Annotated in this window: 20 protein-coding genes; 8 read left to right on the top strand and 12 right to left on the bottom strand. The window is 63.8% G+C overall.

The window, feature by feature from the left end; genetic code table 11:
• Positions 1–10: 10 nt before the first annotated feature.
• Complete coding sequence (locus BN1120_RS00275; RefSeq protein WP_231959466.1) at positions 11–2,398, bottom strand: diguanylate cyclase domain-containing protein; 2,388 nt, start codon at positions 2,396–2,398, stop codon at positions 11–13.
• A 468-nt stretch (positions 2,399–2,866) separates the two neighbouring features.
• On the opposite strand from BN1120_RS00275, the gene BN1120_RS00270 reads away from it, so the two are divergent.
• Together BN1120_RS00270 and BN1120_RS00265 are read left to right on the top strand one after the other, a co-directional pair.
• The gene (locus tag BN1120_RS00270) at positions 2,867–3,880 is read left to right on the top strand and encodes a lipoate--protein ligase (protein WP_042014227.1); all 1,014 of its coding nucleotides are present in this window, start codon (positions 2,867–2,869) and stop codon (positions 3,878–3,880) included.
• Between the two features lie 176 nt (positions 3,881–4,056).
• Positions 4,057–5,751, top strand: coding sequence for a pyridoxal phosphate-dependent decarboxylase family protein (locus tag BN1120_RS00265; RefSeq protein WP_042014226.1), 1,695 nt, complete (start codon positions 4,057–4,059; stop codon positions 5,749–5,751).
• Positions 5,752–5,824: 73 nt separating this feature from the next.
• Here the strand turns inward: BN1120_RS00265 and BN1120_RS00260 are convergent, their stop codons facing one another.
• The 7 genes from BN1120_RS00260 to BN1120_RS00230 all read right to left on the bottom strand — a co-directional run bounded on the left by BN1120_RS00260 (position 5,825) and on the right by BN1120_RS00230 (position 15,554).
• Positions 5,825–6,187 carry a copper-binding protein gene (locus tag BN1120_RS00260; RefSeq protein ID WP_042014225.1) on the bottom strand — a complete coding sequence of 121 codons (363 nt, stop codon included), beginning with the start codon at positions 6,185–6,187 and terminating at the stop codon, positions 5,825–5,827.
• A 46-nt stretch (positions 6,188–6,233) separates the two neighbouring features.
• Positions 6,234–9,356, bottom strand: a complete 3,123-nt coding sequence (locus BN1120_RS00255) for an efflux RND transporter permease subunit (protein WP_042014224.1) — start codon at positions 9,354–9,356, stop codon at positions 6,234–6,236.
• Positions 9,353–10,870, bottom strand: coding sequence for an efflux RND transporter periplasmic adaptor subunit (locus BN1120_RS00250; protein WP_042014222.1), 1,518 nt, complete (start codon positions 10,868–10,870; stop codon positions 9,353–9,355). The genes BN1120_RS00255 and BN1120_RS00250 overlap by 4 nt, the downstream gene beginning before the upstream one ends.
• A gap of 283 nt (positions 10,871–11,153) precedes the next feature.
• On the bottom strand, positions 11,154–11,642 hold the full coding sequence (locus tag BN1120_RS00245) for a hypothetical protein (protein ID WP_042014221.1): 489 nt from the start codon (positions 11,640–11,642) through the stop codon (positions 11,154–11,156).
• 183 nt (positions 11,643–11,825) lie between these two features.
• Complete coding sequence (gene xthA / locus BN1120_RS00240) at positions 11,826–12,632, bottom strand: exodeoxyribonuclease III (RefSeq protein WP_042014220.1); 807 nt, start codon at positions 12,630–12,632, stop codon at positions 11,826–11,828.
• A gap of 252 nt (positions 12,633–12,884) precedes the next feature.
• Positions 12,885–13,847: an ion channel gene (locus BN1120_RS00235; protein ID WP_029314056.1), complete on the bottom strand. Its 963-nt coding sequence runs from the start codon at positions 13,845–13,847 to the stop codon at positions 12,885–12,887.
• A gap of 60 nt (positions 13,848–13,907) precedes the next feature.
• Positions 13,908–15,554, bottom strand: a complete 1,647-nt coding sequence (locus BN1120_RS00230; RefSeq protein ID WP_042014219.1) for a response regulator — start codon at positions 15,552–15,554, stop codon at positions 13,908–13,910.
• A 270-nt stretch (positions 15,555–15,824) separates the two neighbouring features.
• Here BN1120_RS00230 and BN1120_RS00225 point away from each other — a divergent pair, with 270 nt between their 5' ends.
• Positions 15,825–16,250: an Hsp20/alpha crystallin family protein gene (locus BN1120_RS00225; protein ID WP_039039212.1), complete on the top strand. Its 426-nt coding sequence runs from the start codon at positions 15,825–15,827 to the stop codon at positions 16,248–16,250.
• A gap of 41 nt (positions 16,251–16,291) precedes the next feature.
• On the opposite strand, the gene BN1120_RS00220 is transcribed toward BN1120_RS00225, so the two are convergent.
• Positions 16,292–17,335 carry an FAD:protein FMN transferase gene (locus tag BN1120_RS00220; RefSeq protein WP_042014218.1) on the bottom strand — a complete coding sequence of 348 codons (1,044 nt, stop codon included), beginning with the start codon at positions 17,333–17,335 and terminating at the stop codon, positions 16,292–16,294.
• A 299-nt stretch (positions 17,336–17,634) separates the two neighbouring features.
• On the opposite strand from BN1120_RS00220, the gene azu reads away from it, so the two are divergent.
• A complete protein-coding gene (gene azu / locus BN1120_RS00215; RefSeq protein ID WP_041213229.1) occupies positions 17,635–18,075 on the top strand; it encodes an azurin in 441 nt (146 codons plus the stop codon).
• 181 nt (positions 18,076–18,256) lie between these two features.
• Positions 18,257–18,460 (top strand): hypothetical protein, encoded by a 204-nt coding sequence (locus tag BN1120_RS00210; RefSeq protein WP_039039209.1) that lies wholly within the window; start codon positions 18,257–18,259, stop codon positions 18,458–18,460.
• On the opposite strand, the gene BN1120_RS00205 is transcribed toward BN1120_RS00210, so the two are convergent.
• Both BN1120_RS00205 and BN1120_RS00200 read right to left on the bottom strand, forming a co-directional pair.
• Positions 18,457–19,026, bottom strand: coding sequence for a HutD family protein (locus BN1120_RS00205; RefSeq protein WP_042014271.1), 570 nt, complete (start codon positions 19,024–19,026; stop codon positions 18,457–18,459). The two genes, BN1120_RS00210 and BN1120_RS00205, sit on opposite strands and share 4 nt — an antisense overlap.
• A gap of 129 nt (positions 19,027–19,155) precedes the next feature.
• Positions 19,156–19,578, bottom strand: coding sequence for a MarR family winged helix-turn-helix transcriptional regulator (locus BN1120_RS00200; protein ID WP_052455386.1), 423 nt, complete (start codon positions 19,576–19,578; stop codon positions 19,156–19,158).
• An 81-nt stretch (positions 19,579–19,659) separates the two neighbouring features.
• Here BN1120_RS00200 and BN1120_RS00195 point away from each other — a divergent pair, with 81 nt between their 5' ends.
• The 3 genes from BN1120_RS00195 to BN1120_RS00185 all read left to right on the top strand — a co-directional run bounded on the left by BN1120_RS00195 (position 19,660) and on the right by BN1120_RS00185 (position 21,488).
• A complete protein-coding gene (locus tag BN1120_RS00195) occupies positions 19,660–19,959 on the top strand; it encodes a DUF3861 domain-containing protein (RefSeq protein ID WP_042014216.1) in 300 nt (99 codons plus the stop codon).
• Between the two features lie 132 nt (positions 19,960–20,091).
• Positions 20,092–21,063, top strand: a complete 972-nt coding sequence (locus BN1120_RS00190; protein WP_042014214.1) for a nucleoside hydrolase — start codon at positions 20,092–20,094, stop codon at positions 21,061–21,063.
• A gap of 95 nt (positions 21,064–21,158) precedes the next feature.
• Positions 21,159–21,488 (top strand): DUF3634 family protein, encoded by a 330-nt coding sequence (locus BN1120_RS00185; RefSeq protein WP_041214822.1) that lies wholly within the window; start codon positions 21,159–21,161, stop codon positions 21,486–21,488.
• A gap of 90 nt (positions 21,489–21,578) precedes the next feature.
• Here BN1120_RS00185 and BN1120_RS00180 read toward each other — a convergent pair whose 3' ends face one another.
• Positions 21,579–22,487: a LysR family transcriptional regulator gene (locus BN1120_RS00180; protein WP_042014213.1), complete on the bottom strand. Its 909-nt coding sequence runs from the start codon at positions 22,485–22,487 to the stop codon at positions 21,579–21,581.
• Positions 22,488–22,490: the final 3 nt, after the last annotated feature.

The following is a 22,490-nucleotide window of genomic DNA, read 5'->3' as shown; positions in this document are numbered from 1 at the left end:
TTTTCTGGCATCACACCGCCTCGCGGGCATCGCAGGTTTTCATCAGAGGGAAATAACGGCGATCCGCCTGGCTCATGTGGCCCACGACCAGCTCCTGGATGATGAAGTTGAGCAGGGCGTCGTTGCCAAGGGTGCCCGCCTGTGCGGCCGCCATCAGCTGACCGGCTTTTTTCAGCAGATGCTGGTGCTCCTGGCGATGGGCCGCCAGCTCCTCATAGCCATATTGCGCGAGGACCTGCTCTTCGAGGAGGAAGTGCTGGCGCGCCATCTCGAATATCTGCGCCATGTCTGCCAGCAAGGCATCGGGATGGATGCCGGGATCCTGCATGTGCTCGAGCAAGCGGTTGACCAGCAGGTAGAGCTGGCGGTGGTCCGCATCGATGCGGGGGTGGCCGCATGCGTGGGCGGGCTGCCATTGCAGGGTGCCGGGGAGGGGATCCTGCCCGGTGGAAAACAGGCAGACCCTGCCCCGGCCATGGTGCTTGGCCTGATACATGGCCTGATCGGCGTGGTGCATCAGGGTCTTGGGATCGGCGCCGTGATCCGGATAGAGGGCGACCCCTATGCTGCCGGAGATGCGCAGCGCCTGCTGCTCAAGCTGGAAGGGGTGATGCAGGCAGTGGTGCAGCTTGTCGGCGACCGCGAGGGCCGAGGCATCCGTATCGGGCAGCATGATGACGAATTCGTCCCCCCCAAGGCGTGCCACCAGATCTTCTTCCCTGACGCACTCCCCCATGCGCTCGGCCACCAGCTTGAGCAGCAGGTCGCCGGTTTCGTGGCCGAAGGTGTCATTGATGGGTTTGAAGTGGTCGAGATCGATGAAGACCAGGGCCAGGGGCTGCTGGGGAGCCTGCTCCAGGGTCTCCTTGAGCCGCTGTTGCAGCAGGCGGCGGTTGGCCAGGCCGGTGAGGGGGTCATAGAAGGCGAGGCGGCGCATCATCTCCTCCCGGGCCGAACGTTCGGTGACATCCCGGGTCACCCCCAAAATGGCGTCCGGTCTTGTGCTGGCGCTGCCATGCAAGGTAGTGACCGTCTCGATGGCCACCAGATGACCCTGCTTGTGGCGCAGTTGGGAGTGGATGACGCACCGGGTCTGCCCATGATCCCCCCGTTGCCAGGCCTCGAGGGAGGCGGTGATGCCGTCGCGAAGCTGTTTCCAGGACTCATCGGGGAGCAGCTGGCGCAGGGAGAGGGCAAAGAGTTCGGCGGGCTCATAGCCGCTCAGGGACGCGATGGCGGGGCTGATGTAACGAAAACGCAGGCTGTCGGTGTCCATGGTCCAGATCACGTCGCCGCTGTTCTCCGCCACGAAACGGTAGTGCTGCTCGCGCTGGGCCAGTTCCCGGGTGAGCCGCTGTCGGTCACTGGCCTCTTCCCGCAGACGCAGATAGAGGTGCAGGAAGACGCCGAGAAGGGCCAGCAGGGAGAAGGAGATCAGCATGGCGATGGCCACGCTCCTGTCGAGCAGTTGGCGCTGCTGGCGAAGGCTCGCCTGGGTACTGTTGTAGAGGAAGGGGGTGAGGTTGGGCACCGCCTTGATCATCCCGGCCTCCTGGTAGGTGCGGGCGATCTGCTGCCAGCGATCCTGCTGCATGTAACCGGGCTCGATGATGTCGGGCTGCATCAGGGCCCGGGTTTCACGGGCCTCGAAGGCGAGCGCCTCACGCCCGGCCCCGCTGGGGTAGTGCTCCAGGATCAGGTTGATCATCTCCTCGGGATGATCCATGGCATAGCGCCACCCCTTGAGGCTGGCCTGCAAGAAGCGCTGGACCCGTTCCTGCTGGTTGAAGACCTCATTTTCCGAGGTGAAGAGGTTGTCTCCGTAGAAGTCGTACCCGATGTCGCGGGGACTGAACACCCGGTAGGGAATGCCCTGTTGCTGCAGGGTGAAGGGCTCGGTTGTGCTGTAGGCGCTGATGGCGTCCGCCTGGCCCCTCAGCAGTGCCTGTACCCCCCGCTCGTAGGGCAGGGTATCCCACTGCCGGCTGCGGGTGTAGCGATGCAGGTAGGTGAGCAGCTCGTTGGAGCCGGATTCGAGCATCAGCCGCTTGTTGGCCAGATCGCCCGGGGTCTGGATATCCGGCCGCTCCAGGGTGATGAGCATCAGGGGGGAGTGCTGCAACATGGCGGCGAGCACCACCACTGGGCGGCCAGCTGCCCGAGCCAACAGCAGATCGCTGCCGCGGATGCCGAACTGGGCGCGACCCGTGGTGACTTCATTGATGACGTCGGTGCCCGGCCCCGCCTCCCGCAGGGTGACTTGCAGGCCGACCTCCTGGTAGAACCCCTTGGCGATGGCGGCGTAGTAACCGGCAAACTGGAACTGGTGCTGCCAGGGAAGTTGCAGGATGACGCGCTCATCCGCCCTGAGGGGAGCCGTGGTCAGGGTGGCAATCATCACCCAGAAGGGCAGAAGCCAGCGTACAGGCTGGCGAGATGCATCGGACTCCGTCATACCGCTGTTCTCTCGGGAGGTGCTCTTCTGGCTAGAGTCAAACAATTTCCTGCCATTCGCAAGGGGAGCAGGCCCCAATAAGATGGGGCGCGGGAGGCAGTAAAAGTCATTTTTGTGTCATTCATCACGTCAATGGGCGTCACGGCTCATTTTGAAACCTTGTCAACCCGTCACCGGCCCGGTGACAAGGGCATAAGGTGTCATTCCAAGAGGGGTGGCTGCCGCCTCTCTTCTCGCCTGTTAATGACAAACTGCATGTTTTCGGCGACTCCCTCTTGTCTTCTCCTGTCGTATCAGAAGTTGATGCTCTTTCCCCGATCGGGTGTCGACCTGTGGCGGTCGGGGGACGCCTTCCTCCGTTCAGGGTGGTATGGTAGTCATCCGTTTCCTGTTTTCCGAGAAGGTCCTGTCATGTCTTCCTTGCGCCTGCTGCTCTCCGACTCCCACGATCCCCTGTTCAACCTCGCGGTGGAGGAGTGCATTTTTCGCCAGATGGACCCGGCCCAGCGGGTGCTGTTCCTGTGGCGCAACGACAATACGGTGGTGATTGGCCGTGCCCAGAACCCGTGGAAGGAGTGCAACACCCGCCGCATGGAAGAGGACGGGGTGACCCTGGCCCGGCGCAGCAGCGGGGGCGGCGCCGTGTTCCACGACCTTGGCAACAGCTGTTTCACCTTCATGGCGGGCAAGCCCGGCTATGACAAGAGCGTCTCCACCACCATCGTCATCGATGCCCTCGCCAGACTCGGCGTGAGCGCTTTTGCCTCCGGGCGCAACGACCTGCTGGTGGCGACCCCGGACGGGGATCGCAAGGTGTCGGGTTCGGCCTACCGGGAGACCCATGATCGCGGCTTTCACCACGGTACCCTGCTGCTGGATGCCGATCTCGGCCGCCTTGCCCACTATCTCAATCCCGACCCCAAGAAGCTGGCGGCCAAGGGCATCAGCTCGGTGAGAAGCCGGGTGGCGAACCTTGGCGAGCTGCTGCCTGGTCTGGATCATGAGCAGGTGGTGCAGGCCCTGTGCAACGCCTTCTTTGCCCATCACGGTGAGGTGGTGCAGCCCGAGCATATCTCCCCCGAGCGGATGCCCGACCTGCCCGGTTTTGCCGAGACCTTTGCCCGCCAACGCAGCTGGGAGTGGAACTTCGGCCATGCTCCCGCCTTCAGCCACCTGCTGGAGGAGCGTTTCCCCTGGGGCGGGGTCGAGCTTCATTTCGACGTGGAGAAGGGGGTGATAGGACGGGCACAGATCTTCAGTGACACCCTGGACCCTGCGCCCCTGGATGACCTGGCTGCACGCCTGCCCGGGGTGGCCTATCGTCCCGAGGCCATCGACGCGTTGCTGCGTCAGTGGCGGGCGACGTTTTCGGCCAACCCCGAGCTGGAAGGGTTTTCGGCATGGCTGCTGACCGCCCTGCGCTGACCTTGCCCATGACCAGGATCACAAGATGAACAGGGGAAAAGAGGGGAGAGGGGGCGCGGCGCCCATCAGGGCGCCAACATGACAAAAAGTAGGGCAGACCATTAGTTATTGTCTCTGTTGATAGAGGTGTCACTGGAGTATAAAAACCGCACCTCAGCAGTATCAATGGTATAAAAATGAATCACTTGGTCTATCTGAAAGATGAGGGCGTCAACGCCGTTTCCCCCGAATTCGCCCGCCGTTTTGCCACCGTCAAAGCCCACTTTTTCTCACGCAACCCCGACCTCTGGCCGGTGTTTCGCGAGCCCGGCTTTGCCACCCTCAACGAGTTTCGCGCCCGCGGACTGGCGCCGGATGCGCGGCTCAATGCCTGGCCCGATGGTCGCGCCCGCCTCGCGGATCTCTGCGAAACCATGCCGGTGCCAGCCACCATGCGCACGCCGGGGGAGCCCATGGCGGAGCTGCTGTTTGCCGGCGCCCTGTCAAAAGACTGGGAGAACCCCTCCAGCGTCGAGAACGTCATCACCATGTCGGCGGATCCCGCCATCTATGGCGCCCAGATGGGCATTCTGGCCAATCCCAACCTGGTCTACTCCGAATACGCCGGGGTGGCCGAGGAGCTGGAGAAGAAAGTGGTGCGCCAGATAGCGCTGCTGGCGGGTTATGACCCAGCTCGCGCCACCGGCATCTTCACCCAGGGGGGGACGTTTTGTAACCTCTACGGCTACCTGCTCGGCATCCGCAAGAGCCTGCCACAGGCCAAGCACAAGGGGCTCGGTCATTATCAGGACTACCGCATCATCAACTCCCAGGGCGGCCACTACTCCAACATCACCAACCTCTCCCTGCTCGGGGTGGACATCGAGAACAAGACCATCCGCATCCAGGTGGGCGAGAACAACGACATCGATCTCGACCACCTCGAGCGCACCCTGACCGCCTGCTTCGCCCTTCATCACGTGGTGCCCACCATCATGCTCACCATGGGCACCACAGACACCTTCGGGGTGGATAGGGTCAAACCCGTGGTCGAGCTGCGGGATCGCCTCTGCGAGCGCTTCGAGGTGGCGGTCAGGCCCCACATCCACGTCGACGCCGCCATCGGCTGGTCGATGATCTTCTTCCTGGACTACGACTTTGCCGCCAACCCGCTCGCCATCAACGCCGCCACCCTGGCGGGGATCGAGCGCAACGTGAGCCGCTTCGCCGAGCTCAGATACGCCGACTCCTTCACCGTGGACTTCCAGAAGTGGGGCTATGTGCCCTACACCTCCAGCCTGGTGATGATAAAAGAGCAGGACGACCTCAAGGCGATGGAGAACGATCCGGAGAACTTCTCCTACTTCGAGCGGGACATCCAGGGTCAGACCCACCTGCAATCCACCATCGAGTGCTCCCGTGGGGCGAGCGGCCTGTTCGGTGCCTATGCGGCCCTCAACTACCTGGGGGTGGAGGGGTATCGCACCGTGCTGGCCCACTGCCTGCAAAACGCCAACTACTTCCGCTTCCGGTTAAGCCAGCTCGGCAACGTCAAGCTGGTGGCCCAGGAGAACCAGGGGCCCAGTGTCGGCTTCAAGATCTACAACCCAGAGTGGGTACAGGACCCCGAGGCCGAGTTCGCCTTCGAGCTGGCCCGCTCCAGCGATCCCGCCTACAAGGCGCGCCTGCAGCGCAACACCGACTACCACCGCAGCCTGTTCAAGGGACGCGGCAAAGTAGGGCTCTACACCAACTGGGTGGAGGCGGTGGCACACTCGGAATACGACGAGCGCGGCAAGTACTCCTATATCGCCGGGGAGAAGGCGGTCTTCATGAACCCCGCCTGCACCCGCGAACAGATCGACGCCTTTATCGCGCATATTCGTGGCTGAAGAGCCGCATCTTGTGATGTCATAAATAAAAACGGCGGGATAATCCCGCCGTTTTTATGGCTCAAGGCAGTGGTTACCGTTTCTGGATGGCAGTCACGGTGAGCTTGCCGGCCGGGTTTTCGGCGTGAAAGCGCACCGCATCCCCCACTTTCAGATCCTTGAGCAGTGCCGGATCGGCCACCCGAAACACCATGGTCATCGCCGGCATCTTGAGGTTCGCGATGGCCTCGTGCTTGATGCCGACCTTGCCGTTGGCCGCGTCGATGCGGCTGATGACCCCCTGGGTCATCGCCATCTCGCCCATCTCGTTCATGCCTTCCATCTGGCTCATCTGGCCCATGTCGTGGCCCTGATGGTTCATTATCTCCTCGGCCTGCAGGCCGGTGTGGGTGGCAAGGCCCAGCAGCAATGTCAGGGTCAGCGTCTTGTAGTTCATGGTGTTTTCCTTCAATCGTTCAGTCGAAAAGGGTTGGGAAATCGGGTCATTCGGATTGTTGATAAGCAGGCAGGCTTCGGCTGCGCCAGAGGTAATAGGCGGCAGGCAGTACCAGCAGGGTCAGCACCAGCGCGCTTACCATGCCGCCAATCATGGGGGCGGCGATGCGCTGCATCACCTCGGAGCCGGTGCCGTGGCTCCACATGATGGGCAACAGGCCCGCGATGATGGTCACCACCGTCATCATCTTGGGGCGCAGGCGCAGGGCGGCGCCGTGGATCACTGCCCGGTGCAGGCCCGCCTGGTCCGGCTTGCCACAGGTCACGAGGTCATCCCAGGCGTGGTTGAGATAGACCAGCATCAGCACCCCGGTCTCCACCGCCACCCCGGCCAGGGCGATAAAGCCCACCCCGACCGCCACCGAGAGGTTGAAGTCGAGCAGCCAGAGGGTCCAGATCCCGCCCACCACCGCCAGCGGCAAGGTGGTGAGAATGAGCAGCACCTCCTGGAAGCGGCGAAACGCCAGATAGAGCAGCAGCACGATAATGGCGATGGTGAGCGGCACCACGTAGGCGAGGCGCGCCTTGGCCCGCTCCATGTATTCGTATTGCCCGGACCAGGTGAGGGCGTAGCCCGCCGGCAGCACCAGCTGCTTGCCCACCTCGGCCTTGGCCTCTGCCACAAAAGAGCCGATATCGCGGCCGCGAATATCCACGTAGACCCAGCCGTTGAGGCGCGCGTTCTCGCTCCTCAGCATGGGGGCCTCGTCGCTGATATAGACCCGGGCCACATCCGCCAGGGCGATGCGTGCGCCGCTCGGGGTCACCACCGGCAGCAGCTCCAGGCTCGCCACCGAGTCGCGATAGCTCTGGGGGTAGCGCAGGTTGATGGGGTAGCGCTCGCGCCCCTCGATGGTCTGGCCCACCTCCATGCCGCCCACCGCGGTGGCGAGCACCGCCTGCACGTCGGCGATATTGAGGCCATAGCGCGCAGCTTTCAGCCGGTCGATGTCCACCTTCACATAGCGGCCACCGGCTACCCGCTCGGCATAGACCGATGAGGCGCCCTCCACCTTGCCGATGATCTGCTCCAGCTGCTGGCCGAGCTGCTGGATCACCTTGAGATCCGGCCCCGCTATCTTGATGCCGACCGGGGTCTTGATGCCGGTGGCCAGCATGTCGATACGGGTCTTGATGGGGGGCACCCAGGCGTTGGTGAGGCCGGGGAAGCGGATGAGGGAGTCGAGCTCTTCTTTCAGCTTCTCCGGGGTCATGCCGGGGCGCCACTGGTCGCGGGGCTTGAGCTGGATGCTGGTCTCCATCATCACCAGGTCGGCGGGATCGGTGGCCGATTCGGCGCGCCCCGCCTTGCCGAACACGTTCTGCACCTCGGGCACGGTGCGGATGAGCTTGTCGGTCTGCTGCAAAATCTCCCGCGCCTTGCCCACCGAGATATTGGCCGCTGTGGTGGGCATGTACATGATGTCCCCCTCATCGAGCGGCGGTATGAACTCGGAGCCCAGGTACTTGAGCGGCCAGAAGCCCGCCACCGTCACCACGGCGGCGATGGCCAGGGTGGTTTTCGGACGGGCCAGTACGGCTTTCAGCAGTGGCACATAGCCCTGGCTCAGCCAGCGGTTGAGCGGGTTGGCCTGCTCCGCCAGCACCTTGCCACGGATGAAGTACCCCATCATTACTGGAACGAGCGTGATGGCGAGCGCGGCAGCAGCGGCCATGGCGTAGGTCTTGGTATAGGCGAGGGGGTGGAACATTCGCCCCTCCTGAGCCTCCAGCGCGAACACCGGCAGGAAGCTGATGGTGATGATCAGCAGGGAGAAGAAGATGGCGGGGCCGACTTCGATGCTCGCTTCGACGATCACTTGCCAGCGGTTCTTCTCGTTAAGCTCGGTGCGCTCCATATGTTTGTGGACGTTCTCGATCATCACGATGGCGCCATCCACCATGGCGCCGATGGCGATGGCGATGCCGCCGAGCGACATGATGTTGGCGTTGATCCCCTGCAGGTGCATCACGATAAAGGCGGTCAGGATGGCGATGGGCAAGGAGATGACCACCACCAGCGACGAGCGCAGGTGGAACAGGAAGGCGAGGCAGACCAGCACCACCACCGCGAACTCCTCCACCAGCTTGCCGGAGAGGTTGTCGATGGCGCGCTGGATAAGGTCGGAGCGATCGTAGACGGTGACCACCTCCACCCCCTCCGGCAGGCTGCTTTTCAGCTGGGCGAGCCGCGCCTTGACCCCGTCGATGGTGTGCTGGGCATTCTCGCCATAGCGCATGACGATGATGCCGCCCACCACTTCCCCTTCACCGTTGAGCTCGGCCAGACCGCGCCGGCTCTGGGGGCCGGTGACTACATCCGCCACGTCACCCAGCAGCAGCGGGGCGCCGCGCACAGTGGTGCCGAGCGGGATCTGCTTCAGATCCTCGACGCTTTTCAGATAGCCATTCGAGCGCACCATGTACTCCGCTTCCGCCATCTCGATGACGGAGGCGCCGGTTTCCTGATTGCCCTGCTTGATGGCGGTCTCGATCAGGGAGAGCGGAATGCCGTAGGCGCGCAGCTTGTCCGGGTCGACCCGCACCTGATACTGGCGCACCATGCCGCCCACGGTGGCGACCTCGGAGACCCCGTCCACCGTCTGCAGCTCGTACTTGAGGAACCAGTTCTGCAGGGAGGTGAGTTCGCTGAGATCATGTTTGCCGGTTCTGTCCACCAGCGCGTACTGATAGACCCAGCCCACCCCGGTTGCATCGGGGCCGAGCTGGGGACGGGCGGAGACGGGCAGGTTGGGGGCAACCTGGCTCAAATACTCCAGCACCCGGGCACGGGCCCAGTAGAGGTCGGTGCTGTCGTCAAACAGCACATAGACGAAGGAGTCGCCGAAGAAGGAGTAGCCGCGCACCGTGGTGGCCCCCGGCACCGCCAGCATGGCGGTGGTGAGGGGGTAGGTCACCTGATCCTCCACCACCTGGGGTGCCTGGCCCGGATAGGCCGTCTTGATGATCACCTGCACATCGGAGAGATCCGGCAGGGCGTCTACCGGGGTCTGTTTGACCGACCAGAGCCCCCAGGCGGTGAGCATGAGGGTCAATAGCAGCACCAGAAAGCGGTTGCCGATGGACCAGCGAATAATCGACGGGATCATGATTTGGCTCCCATATCGTGCTGGCTATGGTCCATGCCTTCCATCTTCCCCATCGCATCCGTTGCAGGTTTGGCGCCGCCGTCAGTAGTGGATGCCTTCTCCTGGTGGATGGTGGTGATGCGGTACTCATCCCCCTCCTGCATCACTTGCAGATGCAGGGTCTGCCCTTCGGTGAGCTTGCTGATGTCGACCCCGTCCGCCACGGTGAACTCCATCTCCATGGCGGGCCACTGCCACTCGGGGATGGGGTGGTGGGAGACCATCAGGGTGCGGTTGGCCAGATCGATGCTTTCAACCTCGCCCTGGGTCCACACCTGGGCGGGGTGCACCGCCGTCATGCGCTGGAAGTCGGAATCGATGGCCGATTCGGAGTCGAGCAGGAACTGGGCCGAGCTGACGATACTGTCCCCCGCTTCAACTCCCTCCCGGATGGCAACCTTGTCGCCAAACTGGGGGCCCAGGGTGACGGCGACCGACTTGAAGCTGCCATCCCCCAGCGCCAGCACCAGCCTGTCCTGGCTGCCGGTGCGGATCACCGCTTCGCTCGGCACCACCAATTGCGGCTCTCCCTTGCCCGCCTGAATCGTCACCTTGGCGAACATATTGGGCTTCAGAAACTCGTCCGGGTTGGCAAAGCGCAGCCGTACCTTGAGAGTACGGGTGGTGGCATCCAGAGTCGGGTAGAGGTAATCGACCCGGCCCTGCCAGCTGCGGCCGGGAGCGTAATCCAGGGTCATGGTGACCGGATCGCCCACCTTCAGCTGGGCCGCCTGGCGTTCGAACACCTCGGCACTGACCCACACCTGTTTGAGGGTACTGATGTTAAAGAGCGCCGCGGCGGGCTCCACATACTGGCCCTCGCGCACCTTCAGCTCGGAGACATAACCGCTGCTCGGGGCATAGATGCGCACCGTCTCCTGCACCTGGCGGCTGCCCTTGAGGGCCGCAATCTGATCCGCCGGTACCTGCAGGGACTTGAGCTTGCCCTCGGCGGCGCGCAGCAGCAGGGGGTTGGCGGTGTTGAGCGCCAGCAGATACTCGTGCTGGGCGTTGACCAGATCCGGGGCGTAGAGCTCGTAAATCAGGCGGCCTTTGCTCACTTGCTGCCCCTCGCTCTTGATGGCGAGGGTGCGGATCCAGCCTGCCATGCGGGCGTTGACCGCCTCCAGCCGGTCCTCGTCATAGCCGACGTAGCCCACCGTCTCGATCTGCTGGTGGATGGGCAGCTTCTCCACCTTGGCGAGCCGCACCCCAAGATTCTGCTGGATCTCCGGGCTGATGGTGACGGTGCCCGGTGAGCCGCCCTGTTTTTCCTCATAGACGGGGATGAAGTCCATCCCCATGTTGTCCTTGGCGGGGGCATCGCGCTTGTCGCGGGGATCCATGGGGTTGACCCAGTAAAGGGGCGTCTTCTCTTTGGCGCTGGCGCCATCGGAGGTCTGTTTGGCGGCCCAGTAGCCGCCACCAGCGCCGAGGGTCAGCAGCAGGGCGGACATCAACAACGTCTTGTTCATGACAAGCCTCCGGCGCGCGGGAGGCGAAGGGAGGGTTGGCACGGCTGCGCGCAGGCAGACCGGATAACGGGGGTGGATGACATGGTATCTCTTCTCTTCTGTCAGGCCGCCAGTGTGGTGGTGCGTGCGGGCAGGGCATCACCACGAGGCGGCAAACGGGGCGCAGCTGTGTCAGCGCGCACGGCTCCCTGCGAGCGGGCCGGTTTGGCCAGGGCGCAGGGTCAGGCAAGGCGGCAGAAAACGGGCAAGCCGAGGCTTGCCGCTGCCGCGAGAGAAGCGCTTTCTAGTGGCGCAGCACCGACAGCATCAGGTGTCGGCGCGGCCAGGAGGGAGGGTGGGCACCACGCAGGCGCAGGAAGGGATCCCGCAACCAGTTGTCCAGCAGGGGGGCGAGGCGCCACGAAGGGAGCAACAGCAGGGGAAGCAGCAGTGACAGCAGCAGGCCGAGCAGGGGCGGCGCACTGGTGGCGCCGAAGAGGCCGCTCTGCATCTGGCACTCCTCCCCGGGCGGGGCCGCCTCACTCAGGGGGCCGCCGTGGCAGGAGAGGGAGGCTGTGTCGGCCTGGTGCATGGCGGTGTGCTGCATCGGCTCGCTCTGGTGCCGTCCATGAGACAAAGGGGACTGCGCCGGAGCCAGGATTGATGCGGATGCGTCACTTGGCAGGGCGGTGGCCGCCCCATGCCAGCCGATGCACAGGGTGAGATTGCAGACGAGCATCAGCCCCAGCAACAGCCGGGCGATGAACGTGGTGGGCAATCTCGATGAGAGCATGGGTGGTTTCCCTGTGACGGATGGGCCGAATCTAAACCTTGCCGAAAGGAGAAGGTCAAGGCCTGGCAAGCGCCGTCTGCCTGGGAATTGACATGGATTAAGAAAGGGCGGGGCAGTGAACAGAAAAAGCCCCCGCATGGGCGGGGGCAGGTTCTTTTGGCGAGGGCTAGCCTGGCGTGGGGATCAGGCGAAGCAGGTCCAGATGGGGGCGTGATCCGAGGGTTTGTCGATGCCGCGCAGCTCGTAGTCGATGCCGGTCTCGGTCACTTTGTCCTTGAGGGCGTCGGAGGCCATGATGAGGTCGATGCGCAGGCCCCGGTTCTCGTCAAAGCCCCTGGAGCGGTAGTCGAACCAGGAGAAGCGCTCGCACTCGGTGGGGTTGGCGGCGCGGAAGGTGTCGGTGAGGCCGAACCCCTTGAGCCGCTCCATCCATTCACGCTCGATGGGCAGGAAGGAGCACTTGCCATCCCGCAGCCAGCGCTTGCGGTTCGCCTCGCCGATGCCGATGTCGAGATCCGTGGGGGAGATGTTCATATCCCCGATCAGCGCTATCTGGTCGTCCGGGGTGTGGTGGGTCTCGAGGTAGTGCTGCAGGTCTTCATAGAACTTCTGCTTGGCCGGGAACTTGGTCTCGTGATCCTGGCTCTCCCCCTGGGGGAAGTAGCCGTTCATCACCTTGATGACGGAGCCGTCTTCCCGCTTGAAGCTGGTCATGATCATGCGGCGCTGGGCATCTTCCGGATCGGTGGGGAAGCCCTTTTGCACCTCGATGGGAGCCTGCTTGCTCATGATGGCGACCCCGTAGTGCCCCTTCTGGCCGTGGAAGACCACGTGGTAGCCCATGGCCTCCACATCCGCGACCGGGAAGGCTTCGTCGTGCACCTTGATCTCCTGCAGGCCGATCACGTCCGGCTGATGCTTGTCGATAAGGGCTTGCAACTGATGAAGACGGGCGCGCAGGCCATTGATATTGAAAGAGATGATCTTCATGTTCGGGGTGCTCATGTCGTTTTTGTTCGTCGCTTATTGGACTAGGAATCCGCGATGGATGCAAGTTCGGGGGCTGTGACTGGCGCAGCGGCTCGGGAATCTGTTCACGATCTGTCGCAAGAGGCTGTCAGCAAGATAAAGCGCAGCAGAGGAACCTGAGTGCATATGTATACATGGGAGCGCCTGGCGACACACAAGCGAGCAGCACATGAGCCTTGGAAGCGGCTTCCCAGCAAGATCGTGGACAGGTTTCTAGCGGGTCATCTTCTTGACAAACACCACCACGAACAGGGCCAGCGTGAAGCTGCCGGTAAAGGCTTCGAAGGCGGCAAAGATCCGCGACAACCCCACCGGGGTGAAGTCCCCATACCCCAGCGTCGTGAAGGTCACCACGCTGTAGTAGAGGCACTCCATCAGGAAGATGGCGTTCTGCTCCAGGGGGGCGTCCGGGCGATAGATGAGGTGGGTGCCCGCGAAGTTGAGGCCGCAGAAGAAGTAAAAAATGCTGCAGATGACGATGAGCAGCAGGGAAAAAAGCACCACCCGCATGGGGGCCTCGCCGTAGCCGCAGAAGAGATCCACTATCCAGGAGGCGAAGCGGCGGTAGGACCAGAACGGCATCTGCAGGCGGCGCATGGTGAGCTCCTGCTGGATGTAGCGACCGGACATGGTGAAGATGCCCTGGGCCTCGGAGGCCTTGCGCAGATCCCGGTAGGTCTCCTCCGCCTCCTTGAACCAGACGCGGGCCTGCGCCGGGTCCCGCTCGCGGCGCCCCTTTCTGTCCTGCATCAGCCGCTTGCCCGTCTCCAGGTTGTCGAGGCGGGTGTTCTTCCAGCGGATGCCGAGCAGGTTGACGTCGTCGAGGGTGGCGCAGTGGAGGTTCGCTTCGCTCAGATCGGCCTTCATCAGGCTGCCGCCCTTGATGCGAATGCCGTAGAGATGGGCACCTCGCAGATTGGCGCGATAGAGGTTGCACTGCTCCAGCAAGAATCCCTCCGGACCCTGCCTGTTCACCAGGTTGAGATCCGCCAGCTCGGCGCGGGCCAGTTGCAGGCCGTGACACAGGCCTCCCTGGCGCACATAGCGCTCCAGCGCCTCGGCGGTATCAGGGGTGTTGTGGGCCGCAGCGGGGTCGTGCCAGCGGCAGAGATCATGATCCCCTGCCTCTTCGGTGCAGTGGCGGCCATCGGCCACCAGGTATCGGCACATTGCCATGGTGTTGCCCCTCCCTTCCCTGAGTCAGTATCAGCATAGGTGAGGGGAGGAGGGGGGATATCAGCTGTGCTGATGATATTCCTGGCGCAGCTTGCGAAAACGTTCCTGCTGGGCGGGGTTGAGGGGGATGCCCTCCAGCACCTCCAGGGTCTCCTTGCACTCGGCGCCAAACTCCGGGCTCTTGCGGTTCTTCTGCATGAGTTGCAGCAGCACCTGGATCTTGTTGAGGGCGGCGCCGGTATTGGCGGGCGCCCGGCGCAGGGCCTCGCGAAAGTGGCCGAGGGCCTGCTCCAGCTCCCCGGCCTGATAGGCCTTGATGCCCAGATCGTTGAGCTGCTGATAGCGCTGGCGCCGCTCCTGCACCGTCTTGTCATCCCGGGTCACCTGGATGCAGGTGGTGAGCAGCCGATCCTCATCCTCCGCCAGCAGGGATTGCAGGCTCTCGGCGTACTCGAACTCCCCGAGCTGATAGAGGGCGAGTATGGTCTCGCCAAGGAGGGCCGGAGGCATGGTGGCGGGTTCGTCCAGCCAGTTCTGGTTGGCGCGATAGAGCATCTTTTTGCCCTTGAGCAGCTCCCCCAGGGCGATGCGCACCCGGGCCTGGCAGATCTGCTCGAACACCGGGTAGTTGAACTCCGACATCATCAGGGAGTCGCGGATGCGCGACAGGGCGGAGTTGACCTGCTTTTGCAGGTTGGCGATGTGGTAGCCGTCGTTGCTGTTGAGGGCGTAGAGAGTGAGGGTCTGGATATAGGCCCCGAGATAATGCGGCGTGCGGTGGATCGAGTTGCGCGACAAGTCGATGAGGGCGAGCAGCACGTCCTTGGCCTGGGCGTAGTCGTGCCGTTGCAGGCACACCTCCGCCAGACGGCGGGAGAGCTGCACCGATTGGGGAGAGATGTCCACCGCCCGGCGCAGCTCCTGCTGGGCCTGCTCGTCATTGCCCAGCGCCAGCAGGGATTCCGCGAGCCAGAGGTAAGCCTCCACCATCAGGGGGGTGTGTTTCAGGGTGGCTTGCAGGTGGCTCACCGCCTCCTCGTGCAGACCCAGGGTATGGCACGCCTTGCCCAGGGTGAGGCGAGCCCAGCTGTTCTCCTGCCCCGCCAGCAGCTGGCGCATCAGGCTGCGGGCCTCCTTGGCCTGGCCCAGCTTGAGCTGGGTGTCGGCCTGCAGGCAGCGGCAGAAGTTGGCAAAGCGGGGCACCGCGTCCGCCTGTTTGGCACAGGCCTCCACCAGGGCGGGCAGATCGTCCCGGGTGAGGGCGCTGAAGACGCTCTCCAGCGCCTGGCGCCGGGCGAGGGCGCGTTTGAGACGAAACGAGAACTGCTCCTGGGAGAAGGGCTTCATCAGGTATTCGTCGGGCTCGGCTTCCAGCGCGCTCAGCACCATGGCGCGGGAGCCGTCGCTGCTGACCATGATCACCACGCTCTGGGGCGGAATGAGTTGCTGATCCCGCAGGCTTTCCAGCAACTGGCGGCCGTTCTCGCCCGCCCCCAGCTCATAGTCGAGCAGATAGATGTCGAAGCTCTCTTTCTGGCAGCGGCGGCGCGCCTCGTCGGCGGAGTTGGTGTAGGTGATGCGGTTGATGCCGATGTTGATCAGCATCGCCTTCATCATCATCTGGAAGGAACGCTGTTCGTTGACCAGCAGGATGCGCTTGGGCTTGGGCTGGGGTTTCTTCTCGGGTACGGAGTCCGGTGTCTGCATCTGTCTGGCATCAAGGCGCTACGGGCTGGTGGGAGAAGTGTGCCACCAAAGTCCGCAGGCAGGCAATTGCACATGGGGAGGCCCCCCGGTTTTTCCCGCAGACCTTGGGTGAAAAAAAGGGTGTCTTGCCTTTGATCCTGGTCAAGGGAAGGCGAGTTGGCACTGGCAGGCGCTGTCCCGGTTTTTAGACTTGAAGAGCGTCAGCATGCGGGAGGCGGCAGAGGGCAGGGTGCCCGTCTGCTCCCTTGCCCGCTCACAAGGAGGGATCAGATGAGTTTGCTACCAAGTCGCACCAGCCTGTTTGATGATCTGTTCCACGACATGGCCTCCGGCTTCTACATCCGCCCCCTGCACGGGGACCCGTTGCCCAGCCAGATCAAGCTGGATCTGCGGGAGAGCGGGGATGACTACCTGCTGCAGGCGGAATTGCCCGGGGTGGCGAAGGAGGACATCCACGTGGACGTGCACGGCAAGCTGGTGACCCTGAAGGCGGAGATCCGCCAGTTTGACAGCCAGAACAAGGATGAACGGGCCCTGCGCAGCGAGCGCTACTATGGCAGCGTGTCGCGCAGCGTCGAGCTGCCGGTGGAGGTGTCGCCAGAGCAGGTGAGCGCCCGCTTTGACAACGGCATCCTCACCCTGCGCCTGCCCAAGCAGGCGGCCAGCCCCGCGCCCCACCGCATCCCCATCGAATAGGCGGTCAGTGAACGAGGCCCCGCACTGCGGGGCCTCGTCATTCAGGGCTGCTTGCGCACCAGATAGGGAGCAAACTCGGGGGTGTGGCTGGCGGCAAAGCCCGTGGCGGTCTTCTCGATGAGATAGACCGCCAGCTTGTGCTCCCTGGCAAAGGCCATCGCCCGCTCGGGGCCCATCACCATGAGGGCGGTGTCGAGGGCATCGGCCTCCAGGGCCGTGGGGGTGATGACGGTGGCGGAGACCAGCTTGTGGGTCACGGGCTCGCCGGTGGCAGGATCGATGATGTGGGAGTAGCGCTTGCCGTCGAGCTCGTAATAGTTGCGATAGCTGCCGGCGGTGCTCACCGCCATGCCGTTCGGGGTCACCACATCCTCGATGGCGCCCGGTCTGTCCGAGGGCTCGACGATGGCCACCCGCCAGGGATTGCCCTTGTCGTTGTGCCCCTTGCTGCGCACCGCCCCCGCCACTTCGATGAGGTAGTTGTGGACCCCTTTTTGCTCCAGCAGCCCGGCTATCTCGTCGGAGGCAGCCCCCTCGCCCAGGGTGGAGAGATCCAGATAGAGGTCTGGGATGGCCTTGCCGAGCAGGAAGTGATCCCCCTCGGGGGTCAGGGTGAGCTTGTCGATGCCGACTCGCTCCCGCGCCTTGGCGATCTGCTCTGCGCCGGGCCGCCTGACCGGGCGCTTGTCCGGCCCGAAGCCCCAGAGGTTGACCAGGGGACCCACGGTGACATCGAGAACCCTCCGGGTGAGGTGCCCGGCGTCAATGCCCTGTTGCACAATCTTCGCCATGGTGGCCGGGATGACCTGGGGGGGCTGCCCCGTTCCCTGATTGAAGCGGGAGATGAGGGAGCCCGGATCATAGGTGGAGATCTCCTTGTTCAGGCGTGCCAGCAGTGCCTCCACCTCCTGATGCAGTGCCCCCTGTCCGCCGGGGAAGGGGTCGCTCAGGGTCACCGCATAATAGGTGCCCATGGTATTGCCCTGGATGCGGGTCTGGGTCGGGGCCGGCTGGCAGGCGCCAAGCAGCAGGATCAGGGAGAGCAGCAGGGTGCGCGTCAGCGCAGACGCAAAGGGGTACTTCATCTCTCATTCTCGCGGGAGTCATCGACGGGGGAGCAGCTTAGCCAACGGCTGCGGTGTTGGCGAGTGGCCGTGGGCGGGAAGGCCGCAAATAATTAAGCCAGACGGGGATGTGAGCAACCCGCTTTGGGCCCGGGGTCGGGAGAAAAGAAGTGACCGGGCCCTCAGGCTGGCCCAAAAGCCATCGTCCTTCGGCGACATTTGAATACAATGAAGATCGATCCTGACAGCATCTTTGCGGGTCGCGCCCACGGGGGCGAGATGCCTGTGCTGTCATCCTTCGTCAATCAAAGGAGAAAATGATGAAAAAGGTGTTAACCCTGCTGCTTCTTGGCTCCCTCGCCACCCCGGTCCTGGCCGACGAGTGCGCACTGGTGATCGAAGGCAATGACGCCATGCAGTACAACCAGACGGCGATGAGCGTGCCGGCCACCTGCAAGGAGGTGACGGTGACCCTCAATCACACGGGCAAGCTGCCGGTGGCCAACATGGGCCACAACTGGGTGCTGGCCAACACCGCCGACTATCAGGCCATCGCCACCGCCGGCATGAGCGCCGGGGTCGATCACGACTACCTGCCCAAGGATGACCCCAGGATCCTGGCCCACACCAAGTTGGTGGGGGGCGGCGAGAGCACCAGCGTCACCTTCAAGACCGACGGCCTGGCGGGCAAGGATCTCACCTTCTTCTGCTCCTTCCCGGGCCACTTCGCCCTGATGAAGGGCAGCTTCAAGGTGGGGTAGTGCCAAGGGTCGTGTCGCCGCCAGCACAAGCAAAAGCCGGGAGGGTCCCGGCTTTTTTGTCTTCGCTTGCGCTGCGTCGCGGTACTTTCATGATCTGGTCTGGGGTGGCAAGGAGATGAGCGGCGTACAATAGGCCGCAAATGGGCCAGTGGCCTGCCTACGCCCCTTCGGAAAAGAGAGCATGAACGCAGTGAAATGGATGCTTGGCTGTTGCCTGATGCTGCTGTGTGCCATCGCGCTGGCCGCCGAGCCCCCGGTGAAGAAGAGCCGGAGCGGCATCTGTCACCCCAAGGGCGGCACCTACTACAGCCGCACCAGGCACTATACCCCCTATGACACCATGCAGGCCTGCCTCGACAGCGGGGGCCGTGCCCCCCGGCGTTAAACGGCGGCTTGCTTGGGCTGCAGGGTAAAGAAGGCGAGGGTGGTCTTCTTCCCGCACTCGAAGCGGATGCTCTCCTCCCCCTGCACCACCAGGGTCTCGCCCGGTGCGACCTGTTGCCCCTGCACGGTGAGCTGGCCCTCCAGCAGGTAGCAGAGGTAGCACTTGTCCGCCTCCAGGGTGAGGGTCAGGGGGAAGGGCAGGTTCAGCACCCGCACGTTGGCGCTGATGCGCGCCGGGTGGTAGATGAGCCCGAGATCCGTCACCTCTTTTTTCAGCAGCTCGCAGCGGGTCTCCTCATCCCCGCTGAAGTGGGCCGCCTCGAAGGTGGCGTAGGGGTGGCCGTTGAGCACGAAACCGGCACCGCTGACGGGAAGCAGGATGCGCTGGTAGCCGGGAAAGCGGGAGAAACTCCCCGCTTCCTTGATGGGGGCCGAGCTCAGCCGGTAGTCAAAGTCGAGCTTGTCCAGGGTCGAACCAGGGGGGGAGATCAGGATCTGGGCCGTGGTGCCCTGCCTGTTCTTCCAGGGCATTTTCAACTGGTCGGACTCTTTAATCAGGGTGATCACGATGGCGCCTCGGCGGGAAGGGGAGAGTGGGGCCAGTGATACCATCTCCGGGAGTGGCTCACAAGGCGCCGCCAGCGCAGGCCGCGCTGGTTGGCCACAAATCAGGCAGCGGACCCCCTGACGCTGACCCTAATCGGTCGACTCAAGCCCTTTTTCTATCTTGTCCAGCAGTTGCTGCAACTGCGCTATCTCCGCCGGCGTCAGCAGGGAACACAGCCGTTCGTCGAGCCGTGCGGCCTGCTGCTCCCCCTGGCTGACCCGCTCGCAGGCCAGCGGGGTCAAGGCCAGACAGATGCTGCGTCTGTCAGTGGGATGGGGCTGCTTCTCGATGAGCCCCTGTTTCTCCATCTCCTGCAGCAGGCGCGTCACCTGCGCCTTGTCGCGGCCCGACCGCTGCGCAATGAGCTGCGGCGTGGCGGGATCCAGCGCATGGATCAGTTGCAGCACCTTGTAATGGAGGGGGCTAAGGGCGATCTGCTGTGCCCGAAAATGCTGCGTCATGGCGATTTTGTACTGATCGAGGATCCGGAAGAGGCGGTTTGATAACTTCATGGTTGATAAAGTCAACTTAAAAGGGTTTAATTGATTTTATCAACCATATGGGCAAAAGCCCAGCCCGAGAGGAGATGAAAGATGCCACACACTTATCGTGTACAGGTCCAGGCGCTGGACCGCGAGGTGCCCCCGTTGCAGTTCGACTGCCAGAATCACGACGACATCTTTGCCATCCTGGCGCTCAGCAAGGGGAAGCTGGCCATGTCGGAGCAGGAACATCAGGCGTTTATCGTCGGGTTGAAGCTGTTTGGCGAAGTCATGATGCAACATCGCAAAGAGGAGTTGTTCAAGGGGTTTCTCCCCCATTTCAAGCAATTCATGGGGCAACTGAAACGCACCGCCAGGGGAGAGGAGGCGGTGGTCGCCCCTTCCGAGTGACCCCTGTCCTGACCCCAAGGGCGAGTGCTCCCGCCAGCATGCCTGATGCAAAGGAAACCCCGAGGTTGTGATCCCGGTGCTGTCAAAGCGGCGACGGCCCGCTACACTGGCTGCTCGTTTCACGGAGGACCCATGACCCACAAGATCATTCTGGATACCGATCCCGGCATCGACGATGCCATGGCCATTCTGTTTGCCGAGGCGCACCCTGCCATCGAATTGCTCGCCATCACCACGGTGTTTGGCAATGCCACCATCGAAAACGGCACCCGCAACGCCCTCTGGCTCAAACAAAAATATGGCATGAAGGCGGACGTGGCCCGGGGCGCCGCCGCGCCGCTGCTGCGCGAGCCCGTGGGGCCGACGACGGTGGTGCACGGCCCGAGCGGCTTTGGCGACGTCCAGGCGGGGGAGGTGACCCTCATTCCGGATCCCCGCCCGGCCTGGCAATACATCGTCGAGACGGTGAAGGCCCACCCCGGCGAGATCACGCTAGTGACCATCGGGCCCCTCACCAACCTGGCACTGGCGCTCGAGGCGGCCCCCGAGGTAGCCGCCCTGGTGAAAGAAGTGGTCGTGATGGGCGGCGCCTTTGGCATCAACGGCCATCGCGGCAACGTGACCCCCTATGCCGAGGCCAATATCCACGACGATCCCGATGCGGCGGACCGGGTCTTCACCGCCCCCTGGCCCCTGGTGATCATCGGGCTTGACGTCACCCAGCAGAGTATCTTCACCGCCGACTATCTGGATGCCCTGCGGGACGATGCGGGAGAGCCGGGCCGCTTCCTGTGGGATGTCAGCCGCTTCTACCTGCGCTTCTATTCCGAGCGCATCGGCATGGCGGGGTGCCATGTGCACGATCCCTCCGCCATCGCCTATGTGATCGATCCTGCGCTGTTCACCCTGCGCAAGGGGCCGGTGCGGGTCATCACCGAGGGGCCCGCCATCGGCCATACCCTGCAAAAGTTTGACGACACCCGCCATCCCCATGACGAGTGGGCCCACTGCCCGGCCCAGCAGGTCGGGGTCGCGGTGCGGGATCAGGCCCTGCTCGCCCTCTATCGGGATACCCTGGTGGCCTGGGGCAAGGGGCGCCGATAAGGCCCGGCAGTGAGTGAAAGCGTGATGGCGGCCGGGTCATGATGAGGCGTCCCCGGTTATACTGGCGAACATCGGGTTGACGGGAGGAAGACGCAATGGCCTGGTTGTCTCTGTTGGTGGCGATAGCCCTGATCGGGTGGTTGATGACGCTGGGGCGCGGTGCCCTGTTCGAGGTCCGGCTCGCGCCGGGCAAGGTGGTGGTGAAGCGGGGCTCGGTGTCGCCGCGCTTTGTGACCCAGGCGACCCAGATCCTGCACCATGAGCCGGTGCGCGGGCGCATCCTGGGCCTGCGGGACGGCAACGGGGTGAGGCTGGTCTTCTCCCGCTCCATCCCCGAGCCCGTGGCCCAGCGCCTGCGCAACATCTTCCCCTACGGGGATTACCGGGGGCTCTCCCCGAGCCCTGACGGGCGAAAATCACGCTGAGCGGTCGCCGTGGCGACCCTCATTTCCAGACGCCGGGCCCTGTGCCCGGCGTCTGCGTTTTCAGCGTTTCGCCAGGAGGCCCTGTTGCGGTCAGCGCGGCCCTTGCAGGGGCCTGATCGCCTCGACCAGAAAGTCGATGAAGGCGCGGGTCTGGGGTTTGAGGAAGCGGCCGCCACGAAACACCGCGTGGATCTCGTCCTGGCGATCCTCGTAGGGGGAGGCGAGCCACTCTGGCAGCAGCGGCAGCAGGGTGCCCTCGTCGATGCTTTGCTGCACCATCCAGCTCGACAGCAGCAACACGCCGCACCCCGCGAGGGCGGCGCAGAGCAGGGGCGTGCCCCCGACCGAGGCAAGGTTGCCCTGCACCGCCACCTTCTCGCGCTCCGTGCCTTGCTGGAAGTACCAGTGCTGGCGTTGGCGCCCATGGCCGCGAATGAGGCAGTTGTGGTGGGCCAGCTCGGCGGGATGGGCGGGTTCGCCATGGCGGGCCAGATAGGTGGGGGAGGCGACCAGCAGCGAGCGGTTGGTGAGCAGATGACGAGTGTGCAGGCTGCTGTCGGCGGGCTTGCCGATGCGCACCGCCACGTCCACGTTCTCGGCATCGAGATCCACCATGCGGTTGTCCAGCGCAACCTCCAGGCGCACCCCGGGGTAGCGGGCGAGGAAGTCGGGCAGGCGGGGAGAGAGCCAGGACGCGCCGAAGCTCTCGAACACCGAGACCCGCAGCGGCCCCTCTGGCGCCACCGAGAGGGGTTGCAGGGATTGCACCAACTGATCCGCCTCCTCCAGCAGGGGCAGGGAGCGGGCGAGAAAATAGGCGCCCTGCTCGGTCAGCACCAGTTGGCGGGTGCTGCGCTTGAAGAGCGGGATCCCGAGCTGCTGCTCCAGGGCGTCGATGGCACGGGTCACGGAGGAGGGGGCCTGGTTGAGGGCGCGGGCGGCACGGGAGAAACTGCCCGATTCCACCACCTGGGCCAGGATGCGGATGCGATCCAGCATGGA

It is taken from the genome of Aeromonas caviae, from assembly GCF_000819785.1.
In the GTDB taxonomy this organism is placed as follows: domain Bacteria; phylum Pseudomonadota; class Gammaproteobacteria; order Enterobacterales; family Aeromonadaceae; genus Aeromonas; species Aeromonas caviae.
This window is presented reverse-complemented; position numbering and strand designations above follow the sequence as displayed.

Excerpts from the sequence above, each read along its gene's own strand:
- BN1120_RS00245 (WP_042014221.1), bottom strand. The coding sequence starts at position 11,642 with ATGCTCTCATCGAGATTGCCCACCACGTTCATCGCCCGGCTGTTGCTG.
- BN1120_RS00265 (WP_042014226.1), top strand. The coding sequence starts at position 4,057 with ATGAATCACTTGGTCTATCTGAAAGATGAGGGCGTCAACGCCGTTTCC.
- BN1120_RS00260 (WP_042014225.1), bottom strand. The coding sequence starts at position 6,187 with ATGAACTACAAGACGCTGACCCTGACATTGCTGCTGGGCCTTGCCACC.
- BN1120_RS00225 (WP_039039212.1), top strand. The coding sequence starts at position 15,825 with ATGAGTTTGCTACCAAGTCGCACCAGCCTGTTTGATGATCTGTTCCAC.
- BN1120_RS00220 (WP_042014218.1), bottom strand. The coding sequence starts at position 17,335 with ATGAAGTACCCCTTTGCGTCTGCGCTGACGCGCACCCTGCTGCTCTCC.
- BN1120_RS00190 (WP_042014214.1), top strand. The coding sequence starts at position 20,092 with ATGACCCACAAGATCATTCTGGATACCGATCCCGGCATCGACGATGCC.
- BN1120_RS00210 (WP_039039209.1), top strand. The coding sequence starts at position 18,257 with ATGAACGCAGTGAAATGGATGCTTGGCTGTTGCCTGATGCTGCTGTGT.
- BN1120_RS00270 (WP_042014227.1), top strand. The coding sequence starts at position 2,867 with ATGTCTTCCTTGCGCCTGCTGCTCTCCGACTCCCACGATCCCCTGTTC.
- xthA (WP_042014220.1), bottom strand. The coding sequence starts at position 12,632 with ATGAAGATCATCTCTTTCAATATCAATGGCCTGCGCGCCCGTCTTCAT.
- BN1120_RS00255 (WP_042014224.1), bottom strand. The coding sequence starts at position 9,356 with ATGATCCCGTCGATTATTCGCTGGTCCATCGGCAACCGCTTTCTGGTG.
- BN1120_RS00180 (WP_042014213.1), bottom strand. The coding sequence starts at position 22,487 with ATGCTGGATCGCATCCGCATCCTGGCCCAGGTGGTGGAATCGGGCAGT.
- BN1120_RS00250 (WP_042014222.1), bottom strand. The coding sequence starts at position 10,870 with ATGAACAAGACGTTGTTGATGTCCGCCCTGCTGCTGACCCTCGGCGCT.
- BN1120_RS00275 (WP_231959466.1), bottom strand. The coding sequence starts at position 2,398 with ATGATTGCCACCCTGACCACGGCTCCCCTCAGGGCGGATGAGCGCGTC.
- BN1120_RS00195 (WP_042014216.1), top strand. The coding sequence starts at position 19,660 with ATGCCACACACTTATCGTGTACAGGTCCAGGCGCTGGACCGCGAGGTG.
- BN1120_RS00230 (WP_042014219.1), bottom strand. The coding sequence starts at position 15,554 with ATGCAGACACCGGACTCCGTACCCGAGAAGAAACCCCAGCCCAAGCCC.
- BN1120_RS00200 (WP_052455386.1), bottom strand. The coding sequence starts at position 19,578 with ATGAAGTTATCAAACCGCCTCTTCCGGATCCTCGATCAGTACAAAATC.
- BN1120_RS00185 (WP_041214822.1), top strand. The coding sequence starts at position 21,159 with ATGGCCTGGTTGTCTCTGTTGGTGGCGATAGCCCTGATCGGGTGGTTG.
- BN1120_RS00235 (WP_029314056.1), bottom strand. The coding sequence starts at position 13,847 with ATGGCAATGTGCCGATACCTGGTGGCCGATGGCCGCCACTGCACCGAA.
- azu (WP_041213229.1), top strand. The coding sequence starts at position 17,635 with ATGAAAAAGGTGTTAACCCTGCTGCTTCTTGGCTCCCTCGCCACCCCG.